Source organism: Novosphingobium sp. BL-A-41-Hi4A-0G, assembly GCF_055521735.1.
Map to the genome: position 1 here is coordinate 557,559 of NZ_CM145501.1, position 22,257 is coordinate 579,815.

A 22,257-nucleotide genomic window follows, 5' to 3' on the forward strand; every position below is an offset into this window, starting at 1 on the left:
CTTGGCCCCATGAGCGATCCCCAGATTTCGAGAATCGACGGCACCACCAGCGCGCGTCGGCATTTCCGCTATTTCGACTATGTGATGGCCGCGTTCGTGGCGATCCTGCTGCTGTCGAACCTGATCGGGGCGGCCAAGCTCGCGCAAGTCGGCGGGTTCACCTTTGGCGCGGGCATCCTGTTCTTCCCGGTGTCCTACGTGATCGGCGACGTGCTGACCGAGGTCTATGGCTATGCCAATGCGCGGCGATGCGTGTGGATGGGGTTCTTTGCGCTGGTGTTCATGGCGTTCATGAGCTTCGTGGTGGTGGCGATGCCGCCCGCGCCGGGCTGGGACGGGCAGGCGGCCTATGAAAGCGTGTTCGGATCGACCTGGCGGATCGTGCTTGCATCGGTCACGGCGTTCTGGGCGGGCGAGTTCGTCAATTCCTTCGTGCTGGCGCGGATGAAGGTGCTGACCGGCGGCAGGATGCTGTGGACGCGCACGATCGGTTCGACCGTGTTCGGGCAGGCGGTGGACAGCCTGCTGTTCTATCCCATCGCGTTCCTCGGCATCTGGACGACGAGCCAGGTGCTGACGGTGATGGTCACCAACTGGCTGATGAAGGTGGTGTGGGAAGCTGTGCTGACGCCGGTGACTTATGCCGTGGTCGGCTGGCTCAAGCGGCGCGAGGGGGCCGACGTCTATGATACGGACACCGACTTCTCGCCCTTTGCGAAGGCGCCGCAGGTTTAGGTTTCAGCTCTCCTTACCCAATGTGACGTCACCCCGGCGAAGGCAGGGGGCCATTGCGCTTGTTGCTTTGCCCAACTGCCGTTTTGGATCCCGGCCTTCGCCGGGATGACGGGGTGGGGTGGATTTGTGGTGGTGAAAGCAAAGGCCCCGCCTCTCCGGGGGGCGGGAGAGGCGGGACTGGGTTGCGGGGCAGTTAGCAGGGTCGGGGGGGCTGGAAGGCTGACCCGCAAGATTCGGTCGGTCTGGGCTCAGTCGGCGATCAGGCCGATCAGCAGGTAGACGATAATCGCCGAGCCGAAGCCGAACACGGTGGCGAGCGCGAAGGCGACGCGGACCAGGGTGACATCGACGTTGAAGTAGTTGGCGATCCCGGCGCAGACGCCCATCACCTTGCCGCGCACCTTGTCGAGGCGGAAGCCGCCCTTGGTGCTTTCGATCGGGCGAGGGGCCGAATCATCGAAGCGAAGCTGGGTCATCAGATCATCTCCTGCATGGCAGCGGCAGGGGCCGCGCCGGTGTGGACGGGGGTGTGGACAGTGCCGGCGATCAGGGCGAGGCTCAGGGCGAAGGCGCTGGCGGCGGCGGCGATGCGGTTGGCAAAAGCGGTCATGGTGTGGTCCTCATGTGAACTGTTGGAAGCCGGTCTGGCTTATGCGAACAGCACAGCATGGGGCGTGCCAAACTGCGGGAATGGCGGAAATCCGCGGTTCTCAATCCTATGATGCGGATCGAGTATCTTTCTGAACGCTGAACAGTGGTGAAATCCACCAAGTTTTGGCGAGTGCTTGTTCTGCAGGTGATTGCAGGCTTCCGGCAAGCCCGATTGCGGCTTGCAATTTTCCCGCGACGAGCCTATCTGCGCCTCATCCCGACATTGTGAAAGCAAAGTCAGGCTGGCACCAGACGGTGCCGGCGCGGACCGGCTTTTGCACGAACGGGGCGCTTTTGGAGATTGCATGGCTGATATCGTACGCATCACCGAGGTTATCGAGCCCGAGGCAAAGGCCCTTGGCTTCGATCTCGTGCGCGTGCGCTATTTCAAGGGCGGCGAGATCGGTGACGAGGAGCACACGCTCCAGATCATGGCCGAGCGTCCCGAAACCGGCCAGCTGGTGATCGAGGATTGCGCCGCCCTGTCGCGTCGCGTGTCCGACCGGTTCGACGAACTGGAAGAAGCGGGCGAGATGTTGCTCGAGGATGCCTATCGCCTCGAAGTGTCCTCTCCCGGCATCGACCGTCCGCTGACCCGCGCGAAGGACTTCGCCGCATGGATCGGCCATGAAGCCCGCGTCGAGCTGTCCGAACTGCAGGACGGCCGCAAGCGTTTCCGTGGGGACCTCAAGGGGTTCGATGCGGAAACCGGAACCATTTCCATCGAGGATGACGGCACGGTCTATGACGTGCCTTTCGCCCTCGTGGCCAACGCCAAGCTGATCCTCACGGACAAGCTCATCGCCGCTTCCCGCCCGCTCGACACCAGCGGCGCGGACGAGATTCTCGAAGAACAGGAAGACTGACCCATGGCCAGTGCGATTTCTGCAAACCGCGCCGAACTGCTCGCGATCGCCAACGCGGTTGCCACGGAGAAGATGATCGACAAGTCGATCGTCATCGAGGCGATGGAAGAAGCGATCCAGAAGTCCGCCCGCAACCGCTATGGTGCGGAAAACGACATTCGCGCCAAGCTCGATCCGCGCACCGGCGACCTGCGCCTGTGGCGCGTGGTCGAAGTGGTGGAAGTGGTCGAGGACTACTTCAAGCAGGTTGACCTGAAGGCCGCCGAAAAGCTGCAGCCTGGCGCTGCGGTTGGCGACTTCATCGTCGATCCGCTGCCGCCGGTGGACCTCGGCCGCATCGACGCGCAGTCGGCCAAGCAGGTGATCTTCCAGAAGGTCCGCGATGCCGAGCGTGACCGCCAGTACGACGAGTTCAAGGATCGCGCAGGCGAAGTCATCACCGGCGTGATCAAGTCGGTCGAATTCGGCCACGTGATCGTCAACCTCGGCCGCGCCGAGGGCGTGATCCGCCGCGACCAGCAGATCCCGCGCGAAGTGCCCCGCGTGGGCGAGCGTGTCCGCGCGCTGATCATGAAGGTCGAGCGCCAGAACCGTGGTCCGCAGATCTTCCTGAGCCGCGCGCACCCCGAGTTCATGAAGAAGCTGTTCGCGCAGGAAGTGCCCGAAATCTACGATGGCATCATCGAGATCAAGGCCGCCGCCCGCGATCCGGGCTCGCGCGCCAAGATCGGCGTGATCAGCCGCGATTCCAGCATCGATCCGGTCGGCGCCTGCGTCGGCATGAAGGGCAGCCGCGTGCAGGCCGTCGTGCAGGAGCTGCAGGGCGAGAAGATCGACATCATCCCCTGGAGCGAAGACACCGCGACGTTCGTGGTGAATGCGCTGCAGCCCGCTACGGTCAGCCGCGTGGTGATCGACGAGGAAGAGAGCCGCATCGAGGTTGTCGTGCCCGATGACCAGCTGTCGCTCGCCATCGGTCGTCGCGGCCAGAACGTGCGCCTCGCCTCGTCGCTGACGGGCTCGGCCATCGACATCATGACCGAGGCGGAAGCTTCGGAGAAGCGCCAGAAGGAATTCGCCGAGCGTTCGAAGATGTTCGAGGAAGAGCTCGACGTCGACGAGACGCTTTCGCAGCTGCTGGTGGCCGAAGGCTTCACCGAGCTGGAGGAAGTGGCCTACATCGAGCTGTCGGAACTGGCGGCGATCGAAGGCTTCGACGAGGAACTCGCCGAGGAGCTGCAGAGCCGCGCTTCCGAAGCGATCGAGCGTCGCGAGGAGGCACTGCGCGAGCAGCGTCGCAGCCTTGGCGTGGAAGATGCGCTGGGCGAACTGCCGCACCTGACCGAAGCGATGCTGGTCACGCTCGGCAAGGCGGGCATCAAGACGCTCGACGATCTGGCCGATCTTGCGACAGACGAACTCATCGCCAAGAAGCGTGTCGAGCAGCGTCGCCGCAACGACAAGGGTCCTCGCGAAAAGAGCGACCGGCCCGAGCGGTCCGAGCGTGCCGAGGACAAGGGCGGCGTGCTGGGCGAGTATGGCCTGAGCGAAGAGCAGGGCAACGAGATCATCATGGCCGCGCGTGCCCACTGGTTCGAAGACGAACCAGTAGCTGAGGAGGCCGCCGATGCGGATTCCTCACAATGAGCCGCTAAGCTCCGACATCGTTGGCAAGGCGCCGGCGGGCAAGACCCCGCCGGAGCGCAAGTGCGTGCTGACCGGGCGTCATGATGCGCGAGGCGATCTTACGCGCCTTGCGATCTCGCCCGATGGTGACGTGCTGCCCGACGTCATGGCGCGTGCGCCCGGACGCGGCGCGTGGATCGGCGTCAACCGCGAAACACTTGAAAAAGCGATTGCCAATGGCAAGCTTAAGGGAGCGCTGGCACGTGCCTTCAAGGGTGCGCCGCTGAGCATTCCGGCAGATCTTCCCGAACGCATCGAGCAGGCCCTGCGCCGACAGGTGACCGACCGTCTCGGCATCGAACTGCGCGCGGGCAACGTGCTGCTGGGCACTGAGAAGATTGCGCAAGGGTGCAGGGCAGGGGCGGTGACGTTCCTTGGCCATGCCAGTGATGCAGGCACCGATGGTCCCAACAAGCTGGCTCAGGCTTGGCGTGTTGGCGAGGGGGCCGAAGGCACGGGCAAGAAGGGCATGATCTTGCCGCTGGACCGGGCGGCGCTGTCTGTGGCATTGGGCCGCGACAACGTCGTTCACCTCGCGCTGACCGATCCCGCCGCGACCGAACGAGTCGCAGCGCCGCTGCAGCGCCTGATGCATTTTCTCGGCCACGAGACCGAAACCGAAATTGACGCCGCCAAGCCCTATCCGGGCGCGGTTGCGGACGACGATATTGATACGAAGGGCGAATGAGTTCGATGAGCGATAGCGACAAGAAGCCGACGCTGGGCCGCAGGCCACTGGGTCTGAAGACCTCGGTCGAGGCCGGAGAGGTCAAGCAGACCTTCAGCCACGGTCGCACCAACAAGGTGGTGGTCGAAGTGAAGCGGCGCAAGCTGATGGGCCGCCCCGGCGAGGCTGCGCCAACCGCAGCGCCCGTCGCCGCGCCTGCCGCGCCGACCCCGGTTGCGCCTCCGCCTCCTCCGCCGCCCCCGCCGCCGCCGCCTTCGGCAAGCCGCGAAACACGGCAGGAAATGCAGGCTCGCCTGCTGCGCGAAGCCGAGGAAGCCCGTCTCGCCGCGCTTGAAGCGGCCAACCGCCGCGAGCAGGAAGAGCGCCTGAAGGCGATCGAGGAAGAGCGTCGCCGTGCCGAGGAAAAGGCCAAGGCAGAGGCTGCTCCGGCACCGCAACCGGCGCCCGAGCCGGAAGCTGCGCAAGCGCCCGAAGCTACGCCGGTTGCCGCCGCGCCTGTAGCCGCAGAGCCGGAAGTTGCTGCCAAGCCCGAGGCTGCGCCCGCAGCCGACGAGCCCAAGGCCGCAGAAGCTGCGCCTGCCGTGCCTGCGCCGCGCCGGTTCACGCCGGTGGCTTCAGCTGCTCCCGCCAAGCGTCCGGAGCCTGCCGCCAAGAAGCCCGCAGTCAACCCGCGTGACCGCAAGACTGAAGACCGCCGTGGCGGCAAGCTGACCGTCACGCGCGCGCTCAACGAGGACGAAGGTGCGCGCGCCCGTTCGCTCGCCGCATTGAAGCGTGCGCGCGAAAAGGAAAAGCGTGCCCACTTTGCGGGCCAGTCGCAGCCGCGTGAAAAGCAGGTGCGCGATGTTGTCGTGCCGGATGCGATCACCGTTCAGGATCTTGCCAACCGCATGGCCGAGAAGGCTGCGGACCTGGTGAAGGCGTTGTTCAAGATGGGCATGATGGTCACCATCAACCAGACCATCGACCAGGACACTGCCGAACTGCTCGTCACCGAATTCGGTCACAACATCCAGCGCGTCAGCGACAGCGATGCCGACATCGATACTTCGGCAGATGTCGATCCGGAAGAGTCGCTGAAGGTCCGTCCGCCCGTCGTGGCGATCATGGGCCACGTCGACCACGGCAAGACCTCGCTGCTCGACGCGCTGCGCGGGACCGACGTGGTGCGCGGCGAAGCCGGCGGCATCACGCAGCACATCGGCGCCTACCAGATCAAGACCAAGGGCGGTGACTACATCACCTTCCTCGACACGCCGGGCCACGAAGCCTTCACCGAAATGCGCATGCGCGGTGCCAATGTCACCGACATCGTCATTCTGGTGGTTGCGGGCGACGACGGGCTGATGCCGCAGACGATCGAGGCCATCAACCACACCAAGGCCGCTGGCGTGCCGATGATCGTGGCGATCACCAAATCGGACAAGCCCGAGTTCAATCCGCAGAAGATCCGCGAGCGCCTGCTCGAGCACGAGATTCTCGTGGAAGCGATGTCGGGTGACGTGCAGGACGTGGAACTCTCGGCCAAGACCGGCGCAGGGCTCGACGAACTGATCGAGAAGATCCTGCTTCAGGCCGAACTGCTCGAACTGCGCGCCAACCCGGATCGTGCAGCTGAAGCTACCGTGATCGAAGCCAAGCTGGACAAGGGCAAGGGGCCGCTGGCCACCGTCCTCGTCAACCGCGGCACGCTCAAGGTCGGTGACATTCTCGTTGTCGGCACCCAGTCGGGCCGCGTTCGCGCGATGCTTGATGACAAGGGCCGTCAGGTCAAGGAAGCCGGACCTTCGCTGCCGGTCGAGGTTCTGGGCCTCGGCGGCGTGCCGATGGCCGGTGACACGCTGACCGTGGTCGAGAGCGAAGCTCGGGCCCGCGAAGTGGCCGCGTACCGTCAGGAACGCGCAACCGCCAAGCGCACCGTGCAGGCTCCTGCCAGCCTCGAGAACATGTTCTCCGCGCTCGCCGCGAAGAACACGGTCATCGAGTACCCGCTGGTGGTGCGTGCAGACGTGCAAGGGTCGGTCGAAGCGATCGTCAATGCGCTCAACAAGATCTCGACCGACGAGATCAAGGTCCGCATCCTGCAGTCCGGCGTGGGCGCGATCACCGAAGGCGACGTCAATCTGGCCCAGGCCAGCGGCGCGCCGATCGTAGGCTTCAACGTCCGTCCGAACGCCAAGGCGCGTGAGCTGATCGAGCGCAACAAGGTGCGGATGAAGTACTTCGACGTGATCTATCAGCTCACCGACGACATCCGTTCGGAAATGGCGGGCGAGCTGGGTCCGGAGGCAATCGAAACGGTTGTCGGCCGTGCCGAGGTCAAGGAAGTATTCCCGGCGGGCAAGAAGGACAAGGCTGCAGGTCTGCTCGTGGTCGAGGGCGTCATCCGCAAGGGGCTGCATGCACGTCTCACGCGCAACGACGTCATCGTCAGCCGCACGACCATCGCGTCGCTGCGTCGCTTCAAGGACGACGTGGCGGAAGTCCGCGCAGGCCTCGAATGCGGCGTGCTGCTGCAGGACACGAACGACATCAAGGCTGGCGACCAGCTGGAAGTCTTCGAAGTCGAGATGCGCGATCGGACGCTTTGATAAAGGCTTGATGGAGCACCCCGCTCGCCTAATGCGTCGGGGTGTTCTGCCATTTCGGTCGAAGTCGAACTGTTCAACCATTCGCTGACAGTGGACTAGTATCGCACAGGTCTAGTTTTGAAAATTGTCTTTCCGAGGTCGCTACTGGCGACAGATGGGAAGGTGATGTTTTTGAGACTAGAAACTGTAGCGCTTCTGGTTCTCGGCGTGGCCACGTTGATAGTTGGCTTCGTCGGGCTGGTGATCAAGCTCATTGAGCTTGGTCGCAAGTAATCCAGTGAGGGGGCCGACTCTGCAAGGTCGGCTCCCAATACCAAAGAACCCGGACGCTGCAACGTCCGGGTTCCGGGATGGTGAGTTTGAAAATATCAACTGTAGCGATGCTTTTGGTATAGCAAGTTTTCTGAAAATTGCAAGAACGGCCCTCTGCCATGACCCGCTACGTAGCCCTGTTCGGATCGATCAACGTCGGTGGCAATCGCGTGACGATGGCGGATCTGCGCTGGGCTTTCGAGCGGGAAGGGCTGACCGGGCTTGAGACGGTGGTGGCGAGCGGCAATCTGCTGTTCGACTATGATGACCGACCGCTCGATGGGCTGGAGGACCTGTTCTCCCACGTCATGCTCGACCGGTTCGACATCAGAAGCTTCGTTGCGGTGCGTGACCGGGCGGCGATTGCCGAGGCGGTTGAGGGCAATCCTTTTACCGGCATCGGCAAGGACAATCTGGTCCATACCCTGTTCCTCGAGCGCGAGCCGGACCGGGCCGCGTTTGGCAAGCTGGCGGCGGACCAGGCGATGCGAGGCATGGAAAAACTCGCCATCGGCAACCGCAGCATCTATATCGATTTCGCGAACGGCGTGGCCGAAAGCAAGCTGACCGGCGCGTTTATCGAGCGGCGGCTTGGCTGCCGGGGCACGGCGCGCAATGTGCGCTCGATCGCCCGTATCCTTGCAAAGATGAGTTGACCTTGGCCAAGCAGACCACCCCCGAAAACCGCTCCGTCCGCTTGCTCAAGGTGGGCGAGCAGGTGCGCCATATATTGTCGGAACTGCTGACGCGGCAGGAAGTGCACGACGACGTGCTGAGCGCGCATACCGTTTCGGTCACCGAAGTGCGCATGTCGCCCGATCTTCGCCACGCCAGCGTGTTCGTGAAGGCGCTGCTGGGCGAGGACGAGGAACTGGTGCTGAAGGCGCTGCGTACGCACACCGCCTATTTCCAGCGCGAAGTCGCACAGCGCTTGCGGCTGAAATATGCCGCCAAACTCAAGTTCCTGCCCGACGAGAGCTTCGATGTGGCAAGCCGGATCGAGACCCTGCTGAGCGATCCGAAGGTCCGCCGCGATCTCGACCCTCAGGATTGAGGTTCAGGCCGGGACCATCTGCGCGTTGATCGTGATGGTGACCGACTTTGATACGATCAGGCGATAGGCGTTCATCCCGAAATCGGTGCGGTCGATCTTCGCCCTTGCTGAGAGGCGGATCGGCTCGCGCCCGGTGGCGCGGGAGGGCGGATCGGCGAAGCTGACTGTCAGGACCGTCGGGCGGGTAACGCCGCGCGCGGTGAGATCGCCGCTTATCGTGGCGGTGACCGGGCCGGTCATGGTCATGCGCTTTCCGATGAAACGCACCGAGGGATAATGGGCAACGTCGAAGAAGTCGGCGCCTTTCAGACGCTTCAGGGTGACCTGATCGCCTGCTTCGAGCGCGGTGGCATCAAGCATGACGTCGAGGCGGATCGCATCGAGGTGGTTGGGGTCGAGGTCTATCCCGCCGGTCACCGCCGGGAAGCGGGCTGTCTTGCTGGCTATGCCGAAGAAGCCGACTTTGGCGTGGACTTCGCTGCGTGGGCCGTCGAGACGGTATCGAAGCAGGCCTGACGTCGAGGGACTGGCGAACGCAGCGGGCAGGCTTCCCGCCATTACGACAAGCAGCGCAGGCACTTTGCAGAGGTTGCGGTGCATTGGCTGTTCCTTGTCGATTATCCGGAAACAAAGGCCGAAGCCCTCTGGCGTTCCCGGAAGTCCTGCGTATGGCTTGTCGGCCATGGCCAAGCTCTATTTCTACTACGCCAGCATGAACGCCGGCAAATCGACCAATCTCCTGCAGGCGGATTTCAACTACCGCGAGCGGGGCATGGCGACGATGCTGTGGACCGCCGCGATCGATGACCGTGGCGGCGCTCGCGATATCGAGAGCCGTATCGGTCTTCATGCCGAAGCCCATCGTTTCGATCCTGCTACCGACCTCTGGAGCGCGGTGAAAGCTGCCCATGTTGTACAGCCGCTGTCGTGCGTGCTGCTGGACGAGGCGCAGTTTCTGACGCGGGACCAGGTGTGGCAACTGGCGCGGATTGCCGATGAGGCGGGTGTGCCGGTGCTGTGCTACGGGTTGCGGACCGATTTTCAGGGCGAGTTGTTCGAGGGTGCGGCGGCCCTGCTTGGCATTGCGGACTCGCTGGTGGAACTGAAGGCCGTCTGCCACTGCGGGCGCAAGGCGACGATGAACTTGCGGGTGGATGATAGCGGGGCGGCGGTGCGGGCTGGAGTGCAGACCGAGATCGGCGGGAATGACCGCTACGTCGCGCTGTGCCGCAAGCACTTTTCGGAGGCGATGCAGGGATGAGCGGTGACCGGCTGTACGTGCCTCTGGCCGATGGCGAACTTCGGCTCGAGATCCTGCGCGAGGATCATCGCGAGGGACTGCGGCAGGCTTGTGCCCAGGATGACGAGATCTGGGACATCTATCCGTTCAGCTACCGGGGCGAGGCGTTCGATCCGCAGTTCGACAGCCTGCTCAACTCTGCACCGCAGCGGCGACCCTATGCGATCTTCGACGGAGAACATCTGGTTGGCATGACGGCCTGGATCGAGCATGGGGCGCCGGGTTGGTCGGTCGAGATCGGCAACAGCTATATCGTGCCAGCTGTTCGCGGCACCGGGTTCAACCGGCGCTTGAAGCGTCTGATGATCGGCCATGCCTTTGCCTGCGGGCTGGAGCGGGTGGCGTTCAAGGTGGACGCCATCAACCTGCGCAGTCAGGCTGCGGTCAGGAAGGTTGGCGGAGTGCAGGAGGGCGTGATGCGGCATGAGCGGCGCACGTGGACGGGAAGAGTGCGCGATACCGTGCTGTTCTCGATCCTGCGCGATGACTGGATGAGTAGAGACGCATGAATCCCCAAGGCCTGGTCTGGCAGATCGCCACGATCGCAATCCCGATGATCCTGGCGATCGTCTTTCACGAGGTCGCGCACGGCTGGGTGGCGCGGGCGCTGGGTGATCCGACAGCGGCTGAGCAGAAGCGGCTGAGCCTCAATCCGCTGCGCCATGTCGATCCGTTCGGGACGATCATCCTGCCGGGGCTGCTCAAGCTTTCGGGCGCTCCGGTGTTTGGTTGGGCAAAGCCGGTGCCGGTGGACTTCCGCCGCTTGCGCAATCCGCGTTGGGGGATGGTGCTGGTGGCAGCAGCAGGGCCGTTGACCAACTTCGTGCTCGCCTTCATTGCCGCCATCGGGCTGGGTCTGCTGGTGCGGGCGACGGATTCTATGGGTGAGCCGGGGCTGGGCGCGCTTTTCCTTTCGGACAACCTGCGCAACTTCCTGATCGTGAATCTGTTTCTGGGGGCCTTCAACCTGATCCCGATCCCGCCGTTCGACGGGTCGCGCATCATGATGGGCGTGCTACCGGCGCCGTTGGCCCGGGTTTATGGTCGAATGGAGCCGTTTGGACTGCTGGTGGTGTTCGCGCTGCTGGTGATCCTGCCGTATTTCTGGCCGGACCTGCATCTGGTGCAGCGGATCGTCGGCCCACCGGTTGAGTGGCTGGGGCAGCATCTTACTAATCTTGCCGTTGCGGTCGCCGGTCCGGAGCCGATGTGAGCATGGTCGATGGCTGGATCATTCTCGACAAGCCGCTGGAGTTGGGTTCGACGCAAGGGGTTGCGGCGGTAAAGCGCAACTTGCGGCAGGCGGGTTTCGGCAAGTGCAAGGTGGGCCATGGCGGGACGCTTGATCCGCTGGCGACCGGCGTGCTGCCGATTGCGATTGGCGAGGCCACCAAGCTGTGCGGACGGATGCTCCATGCGAGCAAGGTCTACGCGTTTACGATGCGCTTCGGGGTGGAGACGGACACGCTCGACCTTGAAGGCAAGGTTGTGGCGACGAGCGACGTTCGCCCGTCTTGGGATGAGATCGAAGCGGTGTTGCCGCGCTTTACCGGGCCAATTGCCCAAGTGCCGCCAGCCTATTCGGCGCTGATGATCGATGGCGAGCGGGCTTATGATCTGGCGCGCAAGGGCGAGACATTCGAGATCAAATCGCGCGATGTCACGATCTGTTCGTTGGTTGCCGAACCAGTAGACGACGTCGCGCGGGTTGAAGAATTGACACTTACAGCCCATGTATCGAAAGGAACGTACATCCGCAGCCTTGCTCGCGACATCGCTTGTGCGCTTGGTACTGTCGGGCACGTCACTATGCTGCGCCGCCTGAAGGCCGGGCCGTTCGATATCTCCCAAGCGATTTCGCTGGACAAATTGAACGATGTGGGTAAAGGCGCGCCCCTTGAACACGTACTCTTGCCGCTGGAGGCAGGGCTGGTCGACATCCCGGCTCTCTCCCTCGATCCCGAGCAGGCAAGGGCGGTCCGTCAGGGCCGCGTTCTGACGGGATTGCCCTTCGAGGACGGGCTTTACTGGGCGAAGGCTGGCAATGTGCCGGTCGCGCTGGTGGAGCTTTCGGGCGGAAGCCTGAAGGTCTCGAGGGGGTTCAACATACCGGATGTCGCGGAGTAAATGATATGTCGATTACCGCAGAAAAGAAGCAGGAAGTCATTGCAGCACACGCTCGCGCCGAAGGCGACACCGGTTCGCCGGAAGTCCAGGTCGCGATCCTGACCAGCCGCATCCAGACGCTGACCGAGCACTTCAAGTCCAACCACAAGGACAACCACTCGCGTCGCGGCCTGCTGATGATGGTCAACAAGCGTCGTTCGCTTCTCGACTACCTGAAGAAGAAGGATGTGGGTCGTTACAACGACCTGATCCAGAAGCTCGGTCTTCGCAAGTAACCAAGCGAAGCGGCCCCAAGTGGGCCGCTTTTGCTTTCTGGCGTCCTCGCAATTCGGTGAGGTGCCTCCGGGGCAAGATAAACGGCCCCACACCGGACCGGGACGGTACTCCCCGGCAGCAAACCCCGCTCGCAATAGGGCGCGCGGGCTGAAGGATGTAAAATGTTCGACGTCAAAACCGTATCGCTGGAGTGGGGCGGAAAGACCCTCACTCTCGAAACCGGCCGCATTGCCCGTCAGGCTGACGGCGCGGTCCTCGCCACGTATGGCGAAACTGTGGTCCTTTGCGCGGTCACCGCGGCAAAGTCGGTCAAGGAAGGCCAGGACTTCTTCCCGCTGACCGTCCACTACCAGGAAAAGTACTCGGCGGCCGGCCGCATTCCGGGTGGCTTCTTCAAGCGCGAGCGCGGCGCGACGGAAAAGGAAACGCTGGTTTCCCGCCTGATCGACCGTCCGGTCCGCCCGCTGTTCCCTGAAGGTTTCTACAACGAAATCAACGTCATCGCTCAGGTTCTGAGCTATGATGGCGAGACCGAACCCGATATCGTCGCGATGATTGCCGCATCGGCTGCGCTGACCATTTCGGGCGTTCCGTTCATGGGCCCGATCGCGGCTGCCCGCGTCGGCTTTGTCGAGGGCGAATACGTTCTCAATCCGAAGCAAGACGTTGCGCTGGCCGAAGGCCGCCTCGACCTCGTGGTTGCCGCAACCGACACCGCCGTGATGATGGTGGAATCGGAAGCCAAGGAACTGAGCGAAGACGAAATGCTCGGCGCCGTGCTGTTCGCGCATGACGAGATCAAGAAGGTCATCGGCGCGATCATCCAGCTGGCCGAGAAGGCCGCGAAGGAGCCTTGGGAAATCGACCTGTCGGACAACACTGCCGACATCAAGAAGAAGCTCAAGGACATCGTCGGCAAGGATGTTGCTGCAGCCTACAAGCTGACCGACAAGTCTGCGCGCTCCAACGCTCTGAACGAAGCCCGCGCCAAGGCGAAGGCTGCGTTCGCCGATGAAGGCCCGCAGACCCAGATGGTCGCGATGAAGACGATGAAGAAGGTGGAAGCCGACATCGTCCGGGGCGCGATCCTCAAGGACGGCCAGCGCATCGACGGTCGCACCACCACGCAGGTCCGTCCGATCGAAGCGATCGTCGGCTTCCTGCCGCGCACGCATGGTTCGTCGCTGTTCACCCGTGGCGAAACGCAGGCGATCTGCACGACCACGCTGGGCACCAAGGACGCCGAGCAGATGATCGACGGGCTGGAAGGCCTGCGCTACGAAAACTTCATGCTCCACTACAACTTCCCGCCCTATTCGGTTGGTGAAGTTGGCCGTTTCGGCGCTCCGGGGCGTCGTGAAGTGGGCCATGGCAAGCTGGCATGGCGTGCGCTGCACCCCGTGCTGCCGACCAAGGACGAGTTCCCTTACACGATCCGCATCCTCTCGGACATTACCGAGTCGAACGGTTCGTCCTCGATGGCAACCGTCTGCGGTGGCTGCCTTTCGATGATGGACGCGGGCGTTCCGGTGAAGCGTCCGGTTTCGGGCATCGCCATGGGCCTCATCCTTGAAGGCGACAAGTTCGCCGTCCTCTCGGACATCCTCGGCGACGAGGACCACCTCGGCGACATGGACTTCAAGGTGGCCGGTACGTCTGAAGGCATCACCACGATGCAGATGGACATCAAGGTTGCGGGCATCACGCGCGAGATCTTCGAAGTCGCGCTGCGTCAGGCCTCGGAAGGCCGTGCACACATCCTCGGTGAAATGACCAAGGCACTGGGCGAGGCACGCACCGAGCTTTCGGCACACGCTCCGCGCATCGAGACGCTGCAGATCGACAAGTCGAAGATCCGTGACGTCATCGGCACCGGCGGCAAGGTGATCCGCGAGATCGTGGCGACCACCGGCGCGAAGGTCGACATCGACGACGAAGGCCTGATCAAGATCTCGTCTTCGGACCTGACCCAGATCGAAGCTGCACGTCAGTGGATCCTCGGCATTGTCGAGGAAGCCGAGGTCGGCAAGATCTACAAGGGCAAGGTCGTGAACATCGTCGACTTCGGCGCTTTCGTGAACTTCATGGGCGGCAAGGACGGTCTCGTCCACGTCTCTGAAATGAAGAACGAGCGCGTGGAAAAGCCGACCGACGTGGTGAAGGAAGGCCAGGACGTTTACGTCAAGGTCCTCGAGATCGACCAGCGCGGCAAGGTTCGCCTGTCGATGCGCGTCGTAGATCAGGAAACCGGTGCGGAACTGGAAGACACCCGTCCGCCGCGCGAACCGCGCGAGCCGCGTGGCGATCGTCCTGACCGTGGTGATCGTCGTGGCCCCCGTGGCAACGACCGTGGCCCGCGTCGTGAAGGCGGTGACCGTGGTCCTCGTCGCGAGGGTGGTGATCGTCCGCGTCGTGACCGTGAAGACGGCCCGGCTCCGGATCACATGCCGGCGTTCCTCAAGTCCGACGACTGAGGCACGGCCAGCAGGCCAGACAGAAAGGGGCTCCACCGCAAGGTGGGGCCTTTTTCGTTTGCGAAACGGTGAGGAATTGCTGCGAGAGTTCTACGAATGGAGAGCCCACCCGACAATGTGCCCGACAATGTGCCCGGCAATGTGATCGTGTTCGAACGCAGCGCGCGGCGCGATCTTCGGTGGTGGATGATCGGGATTGTCGGCGCGCTGTTTCTGTCAGCCGCGCTCACGGTCCGACCCGAGGACAACTGTAGCGAAGACGGCGCATGCGCGCCGTGGCTGGTGCCGTTGGCAGGCGTGATGGGGGCACTGGCGCTTGCTGGAGCGACAGGGCAATTGCTGGCCAATACCACGGGCGGGAGCAGGCTGGACCTTGCGGCCGGGACGTTGGAGTGGTGGCAGGGACGCACACGAAACCATCCCGGCGATCACGGGGCGATTGCGCTGACCGATATCGCGCGCATTGCCATCCGCCAGCGGGACGAGGATAGCGAGGCCGTCAGCCTCTATGGTCATGATGGCGAACGTCAGGCCTTCTTCGACAGCGACGTGATTCCCTGGCCGCCCGAGGACTGGGCGCGACGGTTGGTGAAGCAGGTTCCTTCAATCGTGCTCGACCTGTCTGACTGACAAGCTTTCCGTTTGCCTTTCAGCGCATTCGGGTCCACTGCCAGAGCATCGGTGAGATGACCAACGTAGGCTTCACCGGCTGAGAGACCTTCGCGCTCCCGCTTACGCAGTGGGAGCCGCTCGTGGACCTCAACCATTTCTATTCGCAGCACCAGATGTTGCTGATGCGGGCCACCGCCAGCACCTCTGAGCGCGTGCGTGCGCGCCATCTCGGCATGGCGCAGGACTGTGCTGCAACCATCAGCGCCTACCAGCTTGGCCAAGGCGCCTCGGCAGCGTTCGACTGGACCAATCCCGTCAAAGAGGCCGGGCACATCGCCGGGGCCGAACAGGAGTACCTCGCATGAGCCGTGCCATGAACCTCAGCGTTACCGAAGCCAAGGTCCGCGCCCGTTGCGAAGCCGCCGGCGTTGCCATCAGTGCGCTTGAAGTGCTGCCCTCGGGTGGCACGCGCCTGGTCTGTACACGCGAAGAAGGAGCCGACGAGATGCGCGTCGTGTTCAAGTCGAGCATGATCGAAGGCCGCGTTCCGCGCTTTGCCTTCCAGCGCAGCCAGAACTCGCAGTACGGCTGAACGCTATGCCCGGATGCTGCCATATCAGGCAGCGTCCTCCATGGGCGGCGGCGGTGTGCCTGCAATGAAGATCTGGTTCCTGCCTGCCTGCTTGGCGGCGTAGAGCGCTTCGTCCGCAGCGCGCAGGGCGTCGCTTCGGGCGGCATAGGCAAAGACGTCGGCAATGCCACCCGAGAATGTCACCCGACCGAACGGCATGTCCGTGGCGCGGTTGATCAGGCGGCGTTCGGCTATCTCCTCGCGTGCGGATTCCAGACGCTCCCACGCTTTTGGCAGGCTCATGCCCCTGAACAGCACGGCGAACTCTTCGCCACCATGCCGGGCGACGTGGCAACGCGAGTCGGAAATGCGCGAAAGCGTATCGGCCACAGTCTTGAGGACTCGGTCACCTGCCGCATGGCCGTGACTGTCGTTGATCCGCTTGAAGTGATCGATGTCGCAGAACGCGACGTTGAGTTCGTCGCCTGCCTCGCGCGCGGCGGCGGTTTCGCGGTCCAGCAGGAGTTCGAATGCGCGCCGGTTGGGCAAGCCGGTGAGGTGGTCCTCGTCGGCGATGCGGCGGGCTTCGTCGAGGTTCTTCTGCAGCGCCTTGGTGCGCTCCTCGGACTTGTTCAGATCAAGCTCGATCTCGCGCGTGCGATGGATCATCGCCTTGGCGAGGGCGGCAAGTTCGGTGATGACGATTCCGGCGCGGCTTACCTGTTCGAGATCATCGACATGCTGTTGCAGCGCTGCGCCATAGGCGCTGGTCGCGTCTCGAGCAGAGTTGGCGGTCTTGCTGAAGTCCTCAAGGCTTTCCTCCAGCCGTGACATCAGCGCGGCGAGGATCTGGTCCGAGGTGTCGCCCTCTTCCTGGTGCAGGACATTTTCGAGCCATTGCAGGGTGATGGGTTTGCCAGCTTCGGTCCGCTCGAGGATCATCTGCGCGAGCTTCGGCTTGGCGCCGGTAACGCAGTCGTAAGCGACCTCCAGCGTCCAGGGCATGACTTCGAGGTCATGATCGATCAGGAAATCGGCAACCTTGCCCAGGAGGCGTCGCTTGGCCGGTAGCCAGATCTCGCGCGGGGTGATTGCCGGGGCCGAAGCCGCATTGCCGTTGCCTTGGGCTCCATCATTGTCTTCGCCCGGTGCAATGCCGAGCCATTGGAGCAGACGCGAACGCGAACCGCGCGCCGAGGGATCGTGTGTCATGTTCTCCAGAACGGCAAACGCCGCGCGGCATTAACCACGCGGCGCTGCAGTTATGGCGAGCTAAGGGTTCGCCCTGAGTTCGATCAGCGGACGCGCGGACCACCGAAAGGCATCGGCGGCGGAGGGCGGCGATGGCCACGCGGAAGCTGTGCCTGATAGGCGCGGCCGCAATGCTCGACGCAATAGGGGAAGCCGGGATTCACCTTCTCGCCGCAGAAGTGGAAATCCGGTTCGCCCGGATGGCCCATCGGCCAGCGGCAGATGCGATCGTTGAGATCGAGTAGGCTGGTCTTGTCGGCGATTTCGGGGCTGGGCCGAGCTGGCACGAGGCGGCGCGGCGGCGCGGGCGGGATCGGAGCCTGCTGATCGCCCGGACCCTGGCGCAGGAATCCGCCGGGGCCGACCGAAACGATGCGCGGCTGGGGTGCGGGCGTCGGTGCGTCGCTTGCTGCCTTGGCTTCGGGTGCAGGCGCAGGGGCTGCCGCGCGGGGTGCCGGGGCAGGGGTAACCGGAGCTGCGGGCGCGGCTGGACGAGGTGCTGCAGCAATCTTGGGTTCGGGCGGCGGCGCTGCGGGCTTGGCCACCTTGGGCGCAGGCGCGGCTGCAGCATCGGGCTTCTCGTTGGCCTTGACCGGGGATGGACGTGCCTTGAGGCCGAGGCGGTGAGCCTTGCCGATAACCGCATTGCGGCTGACCCCGCCGAGCTCTTCGGCGATCTGGCTGGCGGTTGAACCACCCTCCCACATCTTGGTCAGCTTCTCGATCCGCTCTTCGGTCCAGCTCATGCCTTCACGTTTCCTTCAAAGCCGAAAGGTCGGCCGTTAAAATCTGCCCGGTCGGCAACCTTGCCAATGGCGAGCCAGCGCGATACCGCGATGGCCATGGCCAATCAACCGCTACCCCGTGACGGGGCGACTACCCGCAACGCCGGAACTTTCACCCCGCCCGGACAACCGGTGTTCCGTGGCTTCAACAGGCTGGGGCTGTGGACCCTCTATATGAAGGAGGTCCGCCGTTTCTTCAAGGTCCAGACCCAGACGATCTGGGCTCCGGCTGTCACGACGCTGCTTTATCTGATGATATTCACGCTGGCACTGGGCGGTGGAGCCAATGGCGGGCGCATGGTGCTGGGCGTCAACTTCGCCAGCTTCGTCGCGCCGGGGCTGATCGCGATGGGCATGATCAACAATGCCTTCGCCAATTCGAGCTTCAGCCTGCTGGGCGGAAAGATCCAGGGAACAATCGTCGACTACCTGATGCCGCCGATTTCGACGGGCGAGCTCATGGCCGCGCTGGTTGGCGCTGCGGTGACGAGAGCCGTGCTTGTCGGCCTTGCCGTGGCCGGTGCGATGATGCTCTGGCCTGGCGTCTCGCTCAAGATCGCGCATCCCTGGGCGGTAGTCTGGTTCGGCCTGATGGGTTCGATCCTCCTGGCGATCGTGGGTGTGCTGACGTCGATCTGGGCGGAGAAGTTCGACCACAACGCGGCCGTCACGAACTTCGTGATCACGCCGCTGTCGATGCTGTCGGGCACGTTCTACGTGATCGACAATCTGGCACCGGCGTTCCAGGCGGTGAGCCGGATGAACCCGATCTTCTACGTGATCTCGGGCTTCCGCTTCGGCTTCCTTGGTCAGAGCGACATCGGCGACACCAACACGGCCGTCCTGCACGGCGCGATCGGACTTGGCGTGCTGAACCTTGCGGCGGGTGCGCTGCTCTATGCGCTGCTGCGCTCGGGCTGGAAGCTGAAGAACTGAGAAGGCGTTGGGGGGGCGTTTCCCCCGCCGGTTCAGTGCGAGAGGCTGCGGCGCAGGCGGTAGCGCCCGTTGCGGAAACCTTCGAACATCTCGTCAAGCGAGGGATGCTCGACCGGGCCTGCTTCGGCATCGGCCTGAAGGTTCTGCTGGCTGACGTAGGCGACGTAGCTGCTCTCGTCGTTCTCGGCGAGGAGGTGATAGAACGGCTGTTCGCGCAAGGGTCGGATGTCTTCGGGGATCGACTCGTACCATTCCTCGCTGTTGGCGAAGACAGGGTCGATGTCGAAAACGACGCCGCGAAAGCCGAACACGCGATGGCGCACGACATCGCCTATAGAAAAACGAGCCGTTGAAACGGGGGGGGCCGAAATGTCGCGTCCGGCCTGAGGCGAATAGAAGCTCGCACGGTCCATGGCTGCCGATATAGGGCTTCGCTGCAGCGCAAACAAGCGCGGAGCGAAGAAAGACGGCGGGTGGCCGGATGGGGACGCGGACAGGGACGCGGCGGGGCATCTTTTCCGCTTGGCAAGCCCGCCACCATGCGCTAACGGCGCGCTACCTCGACCGGGAACGCCCTTGCGGCACCCTCATTGGCACCATGGAGAGGTGGCAGAGTGGTCGAATGCGCCGCACTCGAAATGCGGTGTACGGGTAACCGTACCGTGGGTTCGAATCCCACCCTCTCCGCCAGCCATCCAACGCAACGATAGGGTTCCCGACTGTTCGCCGTGCCGAACGCTGCGTCTATCGTCGATCAATGTGCACTAGCATAATCCCCGCGTTGCGCGCCGATGTGGGCACGCGGCCAGAATCAGCTTTGTCCCCGGCAGCCAGACGGAGAGGAATTCTCCTCAATCGCTCAACCAACCATTTGTAATCTCGCCCTTGTGGCCCTCGGGCATCAAGGCGGCACGCAGGGCTTCCAGCAGTGGCGGCAGCGCCTGGGTGAATGCGTAGGGCGGATTGACGATGAACAGGCCCGCGCCGTTGTAGATGCCGGTTTGATCGCTGTCGTAGAGCCAATGCTCCACACACAGCATCTTCGGGATGCCGAGCTTGCGCAACTGCTCCTTCCACCGCGAATGCGTGGTGCGGTCTTTCAGGGGATACCAGATCACCGTCACGCCATGCGCCCATTTGCGATATGCGGTGGCAAGGGTGGTTGTGATACGCGCGCGTTCGTCCGTCTGCTCGTACGGAGGGTCGACCAGTACCACGCCGCGAGGCGTTCGGGGCGGCACCATGGCCAGCCAGAGCTCGTAGGCGTCGCGCTCGTGCACGGCAGCGGACGTGCCGCGCATCACGCGGCGCAGCGTCTGGACGTCTTTAGGATGTTTCTCATTCAGGATGAGCAAATCCTGAGGGCGCAGAAGCTGCGCCAGTATCTGCGGCGAGCCGGGATAGAACTGGCATTTGCCCCCGACATTCAACGGGTGGACGGCGGTGCGATAGTCGTCAAGCAAGCGGTTCGGGTGGTCCAATGCCCGCAGCACGCCCTGAGTAGCCTCGCCCGTGCGTATGGCATCTTCGCCGCCAAGGTCATAAAGCCCGCAACCGGCGTGTGTGTCGATGAAAGTGAGTGGGCCGGGTTTGTGCTGCAAGGCCTGCACAAGGGCAATCAGCAGGCTGTGCTTGACGACATCGGCGCTATTGCCGGCATGAAAGGAGTGGCGGTAATTCATCGTGCTTCAAGAATCCTGACGATCTGCCTTCATATGAGCTGCTGGGCGGGAAACCCGGGCGCGAGGCGATCGAAGTAGAAAACCCGGTGCTCGCCCGCGATGGTTCGGTTCGTTCCAGAGCGACCGGCTGGCAATAGCGGCAGCAGGACCAATTTTCAAAACGTCGCGATGATGGCCGTGCTGACGTAAGTCGTGTCGGACGTACGCGGGGCATTCAGGGCACTTGTCAGGAACCGGCCTTTGGCCAGCCAGAAGGCGTTGATCTCGCCGCGCAGGAAGGATGGGATGAGCCAATAGCGGGCACGTCCTTCCAGCTGATGTCCGGCAAAGCGGCCGGACTTGCCGGAGGCGTCGCGCACTCCCGTGGAGGCGAAGCTGTCGGTCTTTTCGGCAAGCCACATCGGGCGGTAGGAGACGAAGGCATCAAGCCGCTTGCCCGGCGCCACTTCGGCGCGAACGCCGGGGCTGTCGATGTTGCTGCGACCGATGGCCGCGAGCACGCCGGCAGGACTGAAATCCGCGCGGCGCATGCCGAACAGCGTATCGAACCGGCCATAGGACCGGCCGGGACCATCGCCGCTCGCGCGGTCATACTCGATCGAAAGGCGCAGGCGGGCAGGGCCGGGGAAGGTGTATCCGGCATCGGCGTGGATGAACCAGGCATCGACGTCGAGCGTGCGTGCGCCGGGGCGCGTCGTCTCGCTGATGTCGCCAAACTGCCATGCGCCCTCGATCTCGAAATCGCCCTTTCCCGCCTTTGGTTCGCGGATCAGGCGGGCAGCTATCGTATGCAGGTCCCGGTCGCGCGTGGCGCGCGTCGGGCTGTCACGTTCCTGCAGGCGGACATAGGATGCTTCCGTAGTTGCCCCGAACACCGTCTTCGGCCGCCAGACGAGGCCGCCCCACAGGCGCAGGTCGAAGCTTTCCTTGTCCAGCCCGTACCGGTTGGCCAGAACCGAGGCCTGGTCGTCAGGCTTGCGGATCTGGGGCAGCGTGTAGATCAGCGTGGCACTTGTGCCGTCGCGCGTCTTCAGGTCGGCGCGCAGGCCGGTGTAGCCGTTGGTCGTGTTGCGATAATCATCTGCGGCAATGAGGCGGCGCGAGCCGAGGTTGAGGACGAAGCGCCCGGCTTCGAGCGTGACCTTGGTGCCCTTTGATGGAGCCAGATCGACGGCGACATAACCCTGGACGAATTCAAGCGTGTTGACGTCATTGGCGCTGACCGAGCTGCCGGGCCTGCCGAGCCATGCACGGCTGTCGAACATTTCAGCCCCGATCCGCAGGTGTGGTGCGGCCTTGTACTCCACCGCTATGGTCGAGCGCAGCGCGATCTGCCGGTCATTTGGCGGAAGGTTCACGCGTGCCTGCCCCGTCAGGGTCTCGTAGCGCAGGCGGACCGAACCGGTGACCGTCACGTTTTCCGGATTGCCGAGCAGCGACTGGAGGCGCGGCGCTTCGGCGCGGGCCTGGGCCGAGAAGGCGAGGAGAACGGGAAGCGCGAACGGCACTGCGCGGGAAAAAGGCTTCAAGGCATGCTCCATCACGGCCTTGCGACCGTGCAATGAAGCAACGCTTGGGCGCACGCTGCGCTTGACCGGGAGGTTGCACGGCCCCGGTGATCCGGGCTGATGCAATATTGCTGAACCGAAAACAAGCATGT

General features: G+C 63.5%; 25 protein-coding genes and 1 tRNA gene. 18 read left to right on the forward strand and 8 right to left on the reverse strand.

The genetic code is table 11. From position 1 onward, the window contains the following. The first annotated feature begins 9 nt into the window (after positions 1 to 9). Positions 10 to 735 carry a queuosine precursor transporter gene (locus ACZ1JX_RS02880; protein WP_465125296.1) on the forward strand — a complete coding sequence of 242 codons (726 nt, stop codon included), beginning with the start codon at positions 10 to 12 and terminating at the stop codon, positions 733 to 735. 248 nt (positions 736 to 983) lie between these two features. On the opposite strand, the gene ACZ1JX_RS02885 is transcribed toward ACZ1JX_RS02880, so the two are convergent. Both ACZ1JX_RS02885 and ACZ1JX_RS02890 read right to left on the reverse strand, forming a co-directional pair. Continuing rightward, positions 984 to 1,211 carry a PspC domain-containing protein gene (locus ACZ1JX_RS02885; RefSeq protein ID WP_465125297.1) on the reverse strand — a complete coding sequence of 76 codons (228 nt, stop codon included), beginning with the start codon at positions 1,209 to 1,211 and terminating at the stop codon, positions 984 to 986. Next, on the reverse strand, positions 1,211 to 1,345 hold the full coding sequence (locus tag ACZ1JX_RS02890) for a hypothetical protein (RefSeq protein WP_465125298.1): 135 nt from the start codon (positions 1,343 to 1,345) through the stop codon (positions 1,211 to 1,213). The genes ACZ1JX_RS02885 and ACZ1JX_RS02890 overlap by 1 nt, the downstream gene beginning before the upstream one ends. A 346-nt stretch (positions 1,346 to 1,691) precedes the next feature. Between ACZ1JX_RS02890 and rimP the strand changes: the two genes are divergently transcribed. From rimP to rbfA, 6 genes are all read left to right on the forward strand, one after another. After that, entirely contained in the window at positions 1,692 to 2,252 is a 561-nt protein-coding gene (gene rimP, locus ACZ1JX_RS02895) for a ribosome maturation protein RimP (protein WP_465125299.1), read from the forward strand. A gap of 3 nt (positions 2,253 to 2,255) precedes the next feature. After that, positions 2,256 to 3,899, forward strand: coding sequence for a transcription termination factor NusA (gene nusA / locus ACZ1JX_RS02900; protein WP_465125300.1), 1,644 nt, complete (start codon positions 2,256 to 2,258; stop codon positions 3,897 to 3,899). Beyond that, complete coding sequence (locus tag ACZ1JX_RS02905; RefSeq protein WP_465125301.1) at positions 3,880 to 4,626, forward strand: DUF448 domain-containing protein; 747 nt, start codon at positions 3,880 to 3,882, stop codon at positions 4,624 to 4,626. The genes nusA and ACZ1JX_RS02905 overlap by 20 nt, the downstream gene beginning before the upstream one ends. A 5-nt stretch (positions 4,627 to 4,631) precedes the next feature. Further along, entirely contained in the window at positions 4,632 to 7,217 is a 2,586-nt protein-coding gene (gene infB / locus ACZ1JX_RS02910) for a translation initiation factor IF-2 (protein WP_465125302.1), read from the forward strand. A gap of 431 nt (positions 7,218 to 7,648) precedes the next feature. Next, complete coding sequence (locus ACZ1JX_RS02915; RefSeq protein WP_465125303.1) at positions 7,649 to 8,185, forward strand: DUF1697 domain-containing protein; 537 nt, start codon at positions 7,649 to 7,651, stop codon at positions 8,183 to 8,185. Between the two features lie 2 nt (positions 8,186 to 8,187). Continuing rightward, positions 8,188 to 8,583, forward strand: coding sequence for a 30S ribosome-binding factor RbfA (rbfA, locus tag ACZ1JX_RS02920; RefSeq protein ID WP_465125304.1), 396 nt, complete (start codon positions 8,188 to 8,190; stop codon positions 8,581 to 8,583). A 3-nt stretch (positions 8,584 to 8,586) separates the two neighbouring features. Here the strand turns inward: rbfA and ACZ1JX_RS02925 are convergent, their stop codons facing one another. Beyond that, entirely contained in the window at positions 8,587 to 9,183 is a 597-nt protein-coding gene (locus ACZ1JX_RS02925; protein WP_465125305.1) for a YceI family protein, read from the reverse strand. Between the two features lie 82 nt (positions 9,184 to 9,265). Here ACZ1JX_RS02925 and ACZ1JX_RS02930 point away from each other — a divergent pair, with 82 nt between their 5' ends. The 9 genes from ACZ1JX_RS02930 (at position 9,266) to ACZ1JX_RS02970 (ending at position 15,964) form a co-directional block, all read left to right on the forward strand. Next, the gene (locus ACZ1JX_RS02930; RefSeq protein ID WP_465125306.1) at positions 9,266 to 9,844 is read left to right on the forward strand and encodes a thymidine kinase; all 579 of its coding nucleotides are present in this window, start codon (positions 9,266 to 9,268) and stop codon (positions 9,842 to 9,844) included. Next, complete coding sequence (locus ACZ1JX_RS02935; protein WP_465125307.1) at positions 9,841 to 10,392, forward strand: GNAT family N-acetyltransferase; 552 nt, start codon at positions 9,841 to 9,843, stop codon at positions 10,390 to 10,392. Before ACZ1JX_RS02930 ends, ACZ1JX_RS02935 begins: the two co-directional genes overlap by 4 nt. Continuing rightward, complete coding sequence (locus ACZ1JX_RS02940; RefSeq protein ID WP_465125308.1) at positions 10,389 to 11,096, forward strand: site-2 protease family protein; 708 nt, start codon at positions 10,389 to 10,391, stop codon at positions 11,094 to 11,096. Before ACZ1JX_RS02935 ends, ACZ1JX_RS02940 begins: the two co-directional genes overlap by 4 nt. Before the next feature lie 2 nt (positions 11,097 to 11,098). Further along, positions 11,099 to 12,010, forward strand: coding sequence for a tRNA pseudouridine(55) synthase TruB (truB, locus tag ACZ1JX_RS02945; RefSeq protein WP_465126343.1), 912 nt, complete (start codon positions 11,099 to 11,101; stop codon positions 12,008 to 12,010). A 5-nt stretch (positions 12,011 to 12,015) separates the two neighbouring features. Continuing rightward, positions 12,016 to 12,285: a 30S ribosomal protein S15 gene (gene rpsO / locus ACZ1JX_RS02950; RefSeq protein WP_039337765.1), complete on the forward strand. Its 270-nt coding sequence runs from the start codon at positions 12,016 to 12,018 to the stop codon at positions 12,283 to 12,285. A gap of 162 nt (positions 12,286 to 12,447) precedes the next feature. Further along, positions 12,448 to 14,760: a polyribonucleotide nucleotidyltransferase gene (pnp, locus tag ACZ1JX_RS02955; protein WP_465125309.1), complete on the forward strand. Its 2,313-nt coding sequence runs from the start codon at positions 12,448 to 12,450 to the stop codon at positions 14,758 to 14,760. A gap of 96 nt (positions 14,761 to 14,856) precedes the next feature. After that, positions 14,857 to 15,390 carry a hypothetical protein gene (locus tag ACZ1JX_RS02960; protein ID WP_465125310.1) on the forward strand — a complete coding sequence of 178 codons (534 nt, stop codon included), beginning with the start codon at positions 14,857 to 14,859 and terminating at the stop codon, positions 15,388 to 15,390. A 122-nt stretch (positions 15,391 to 15,512) separates the two neighbouring features. Then, a complete protein-coding gene (locus ACZ1JX_RS02965; RefSeq protein WP_465125311.1) occupies positions 15,513 to 15,737 on the forward strand; it encodes a hypothetical protein in 225 nt (74 codons plus the stop codon). Next, positions 15,734 to 15,964: a hypothetical protein gene (locus tag ACZ1JX_RS02970; protein ID WP_144901745.1), complete on the forward strand. Its 231-nt coding sequence runs from the start codon at positions 15,734 to 15,736 to the stop codon at positions 15,962 to 15,964. The genes ACZ1JX_RS02965 and ACZ1JX_RS02970 overlap by 4 nt, the downstream gene beginning before the upstream one ends. Before the next feature lie 24 nt (positions 15,965 to 15,988). Here ACZ1JX_RS02970 and ACZ1JX_RS02975 read toward each other — a convergent pair whose 3' ends face one another. Further along, on the reverse strand, positions 15,989 to 17,155 hold the full coding sequence (locus ACZ1JX_RS02975; protein WP_465125312.1) for a GGDEF domain-containing protein: 1,167 nt from the start codon (positions 17,153 to 17,155) through the stop codon (positions 15,989 to 15,991). Positions 17,156 to 17,238: 83 nt separating this feature from the next. After that, complete coding sequence (locus ACZ1JX_RS02980; protein ID WP_465125313.1) at positions 17,239 to 17,940, reverse strand: GcrA family cell cycle regulator; 702 nt, start codon at positions 17,938 to 17,940, stop codon at positions 17,239 to 17,241. Between the two features lie 96 nt (positions 17,941 to 18,036). Here ACZ1JX_RS02980 and ACZ1JX_RS02985 point away from each other — a divergent pair, with 96 nt between their 5' ends. After that, positions 18,037 to 18,915, forward strand: a complete 879-nt coding sequence (locus tag ACZ1JX_RS02985) for an ABC transporter permease (RefSeq protein ID WP_465126344.1) — start codon at positions 18,037 to 18,039, stop codon at positions 18,913 to 18,915. A gap of 32 nt (positions 18,916 to 18,947) precedes the next feature. Here ACZ1JX_RS02985 and hspQ read toward each other — a convergent pair whose 3' ends face one another. After that, positions 18,948 to 19,328, reverse strand: a complete 381-nt coding sequence (gene hspQ, locus ACZ1JX_RS02990; RefSeq protein ID WP_144901742.1) for a heat shock protein HspQ — start codon at positions 19,326 to 19,328, stop codon at positions 18,948 to 18,950. Between the two features lie 187 nt (positions 19,329 to 19,515). Here hspQ and ACZ1JX_RS02995 point away from each other — a divergent pair. Continuing rightward, positions 19,516 to 19,605: transfer RNA gene (locus tag ACZ1JX_RS02995), tRNA-Ser, on the forward strand. 161 nt (positions 19,606 to 19,766) lie between these two features. Here the strand turns inward: ACZ1JX_RS02995 and ACZ1JX_RS03000 are convergent. Together ACZ1JX_RS03000 and ACZ1JX_RS03005 are read right to left on the reverse strand one after the other, a co-directional pair. Continuing rightward, entirely contained in the window at positions 19,767 to 20,597 is an 831-nt protein-coding gene (locus ACZ1JX_RS03000) for a 23S rRNA (adenine(2030)-N(6))-methyltransferase RlmJ (RefSeq protein ID WP_465125314.1), read from the reverse strand. A 155-nt stretch (positions 20,598 to 20,752) separates the two neighbouring features. Further along, positions 20,753 to 22,126, reverse strand: coding sequence for an alginate export family protein (locus ACZ1JX_RS03005; RefSeq protein WP_465125315.1), 1,374 nt, complete (start codon positions 22,124 to 22,126; stop codon positions 20,753 to 20,755). Between the last annotated feature and the right edge of the window lie 131 nt (positions 22,127 to 22,257).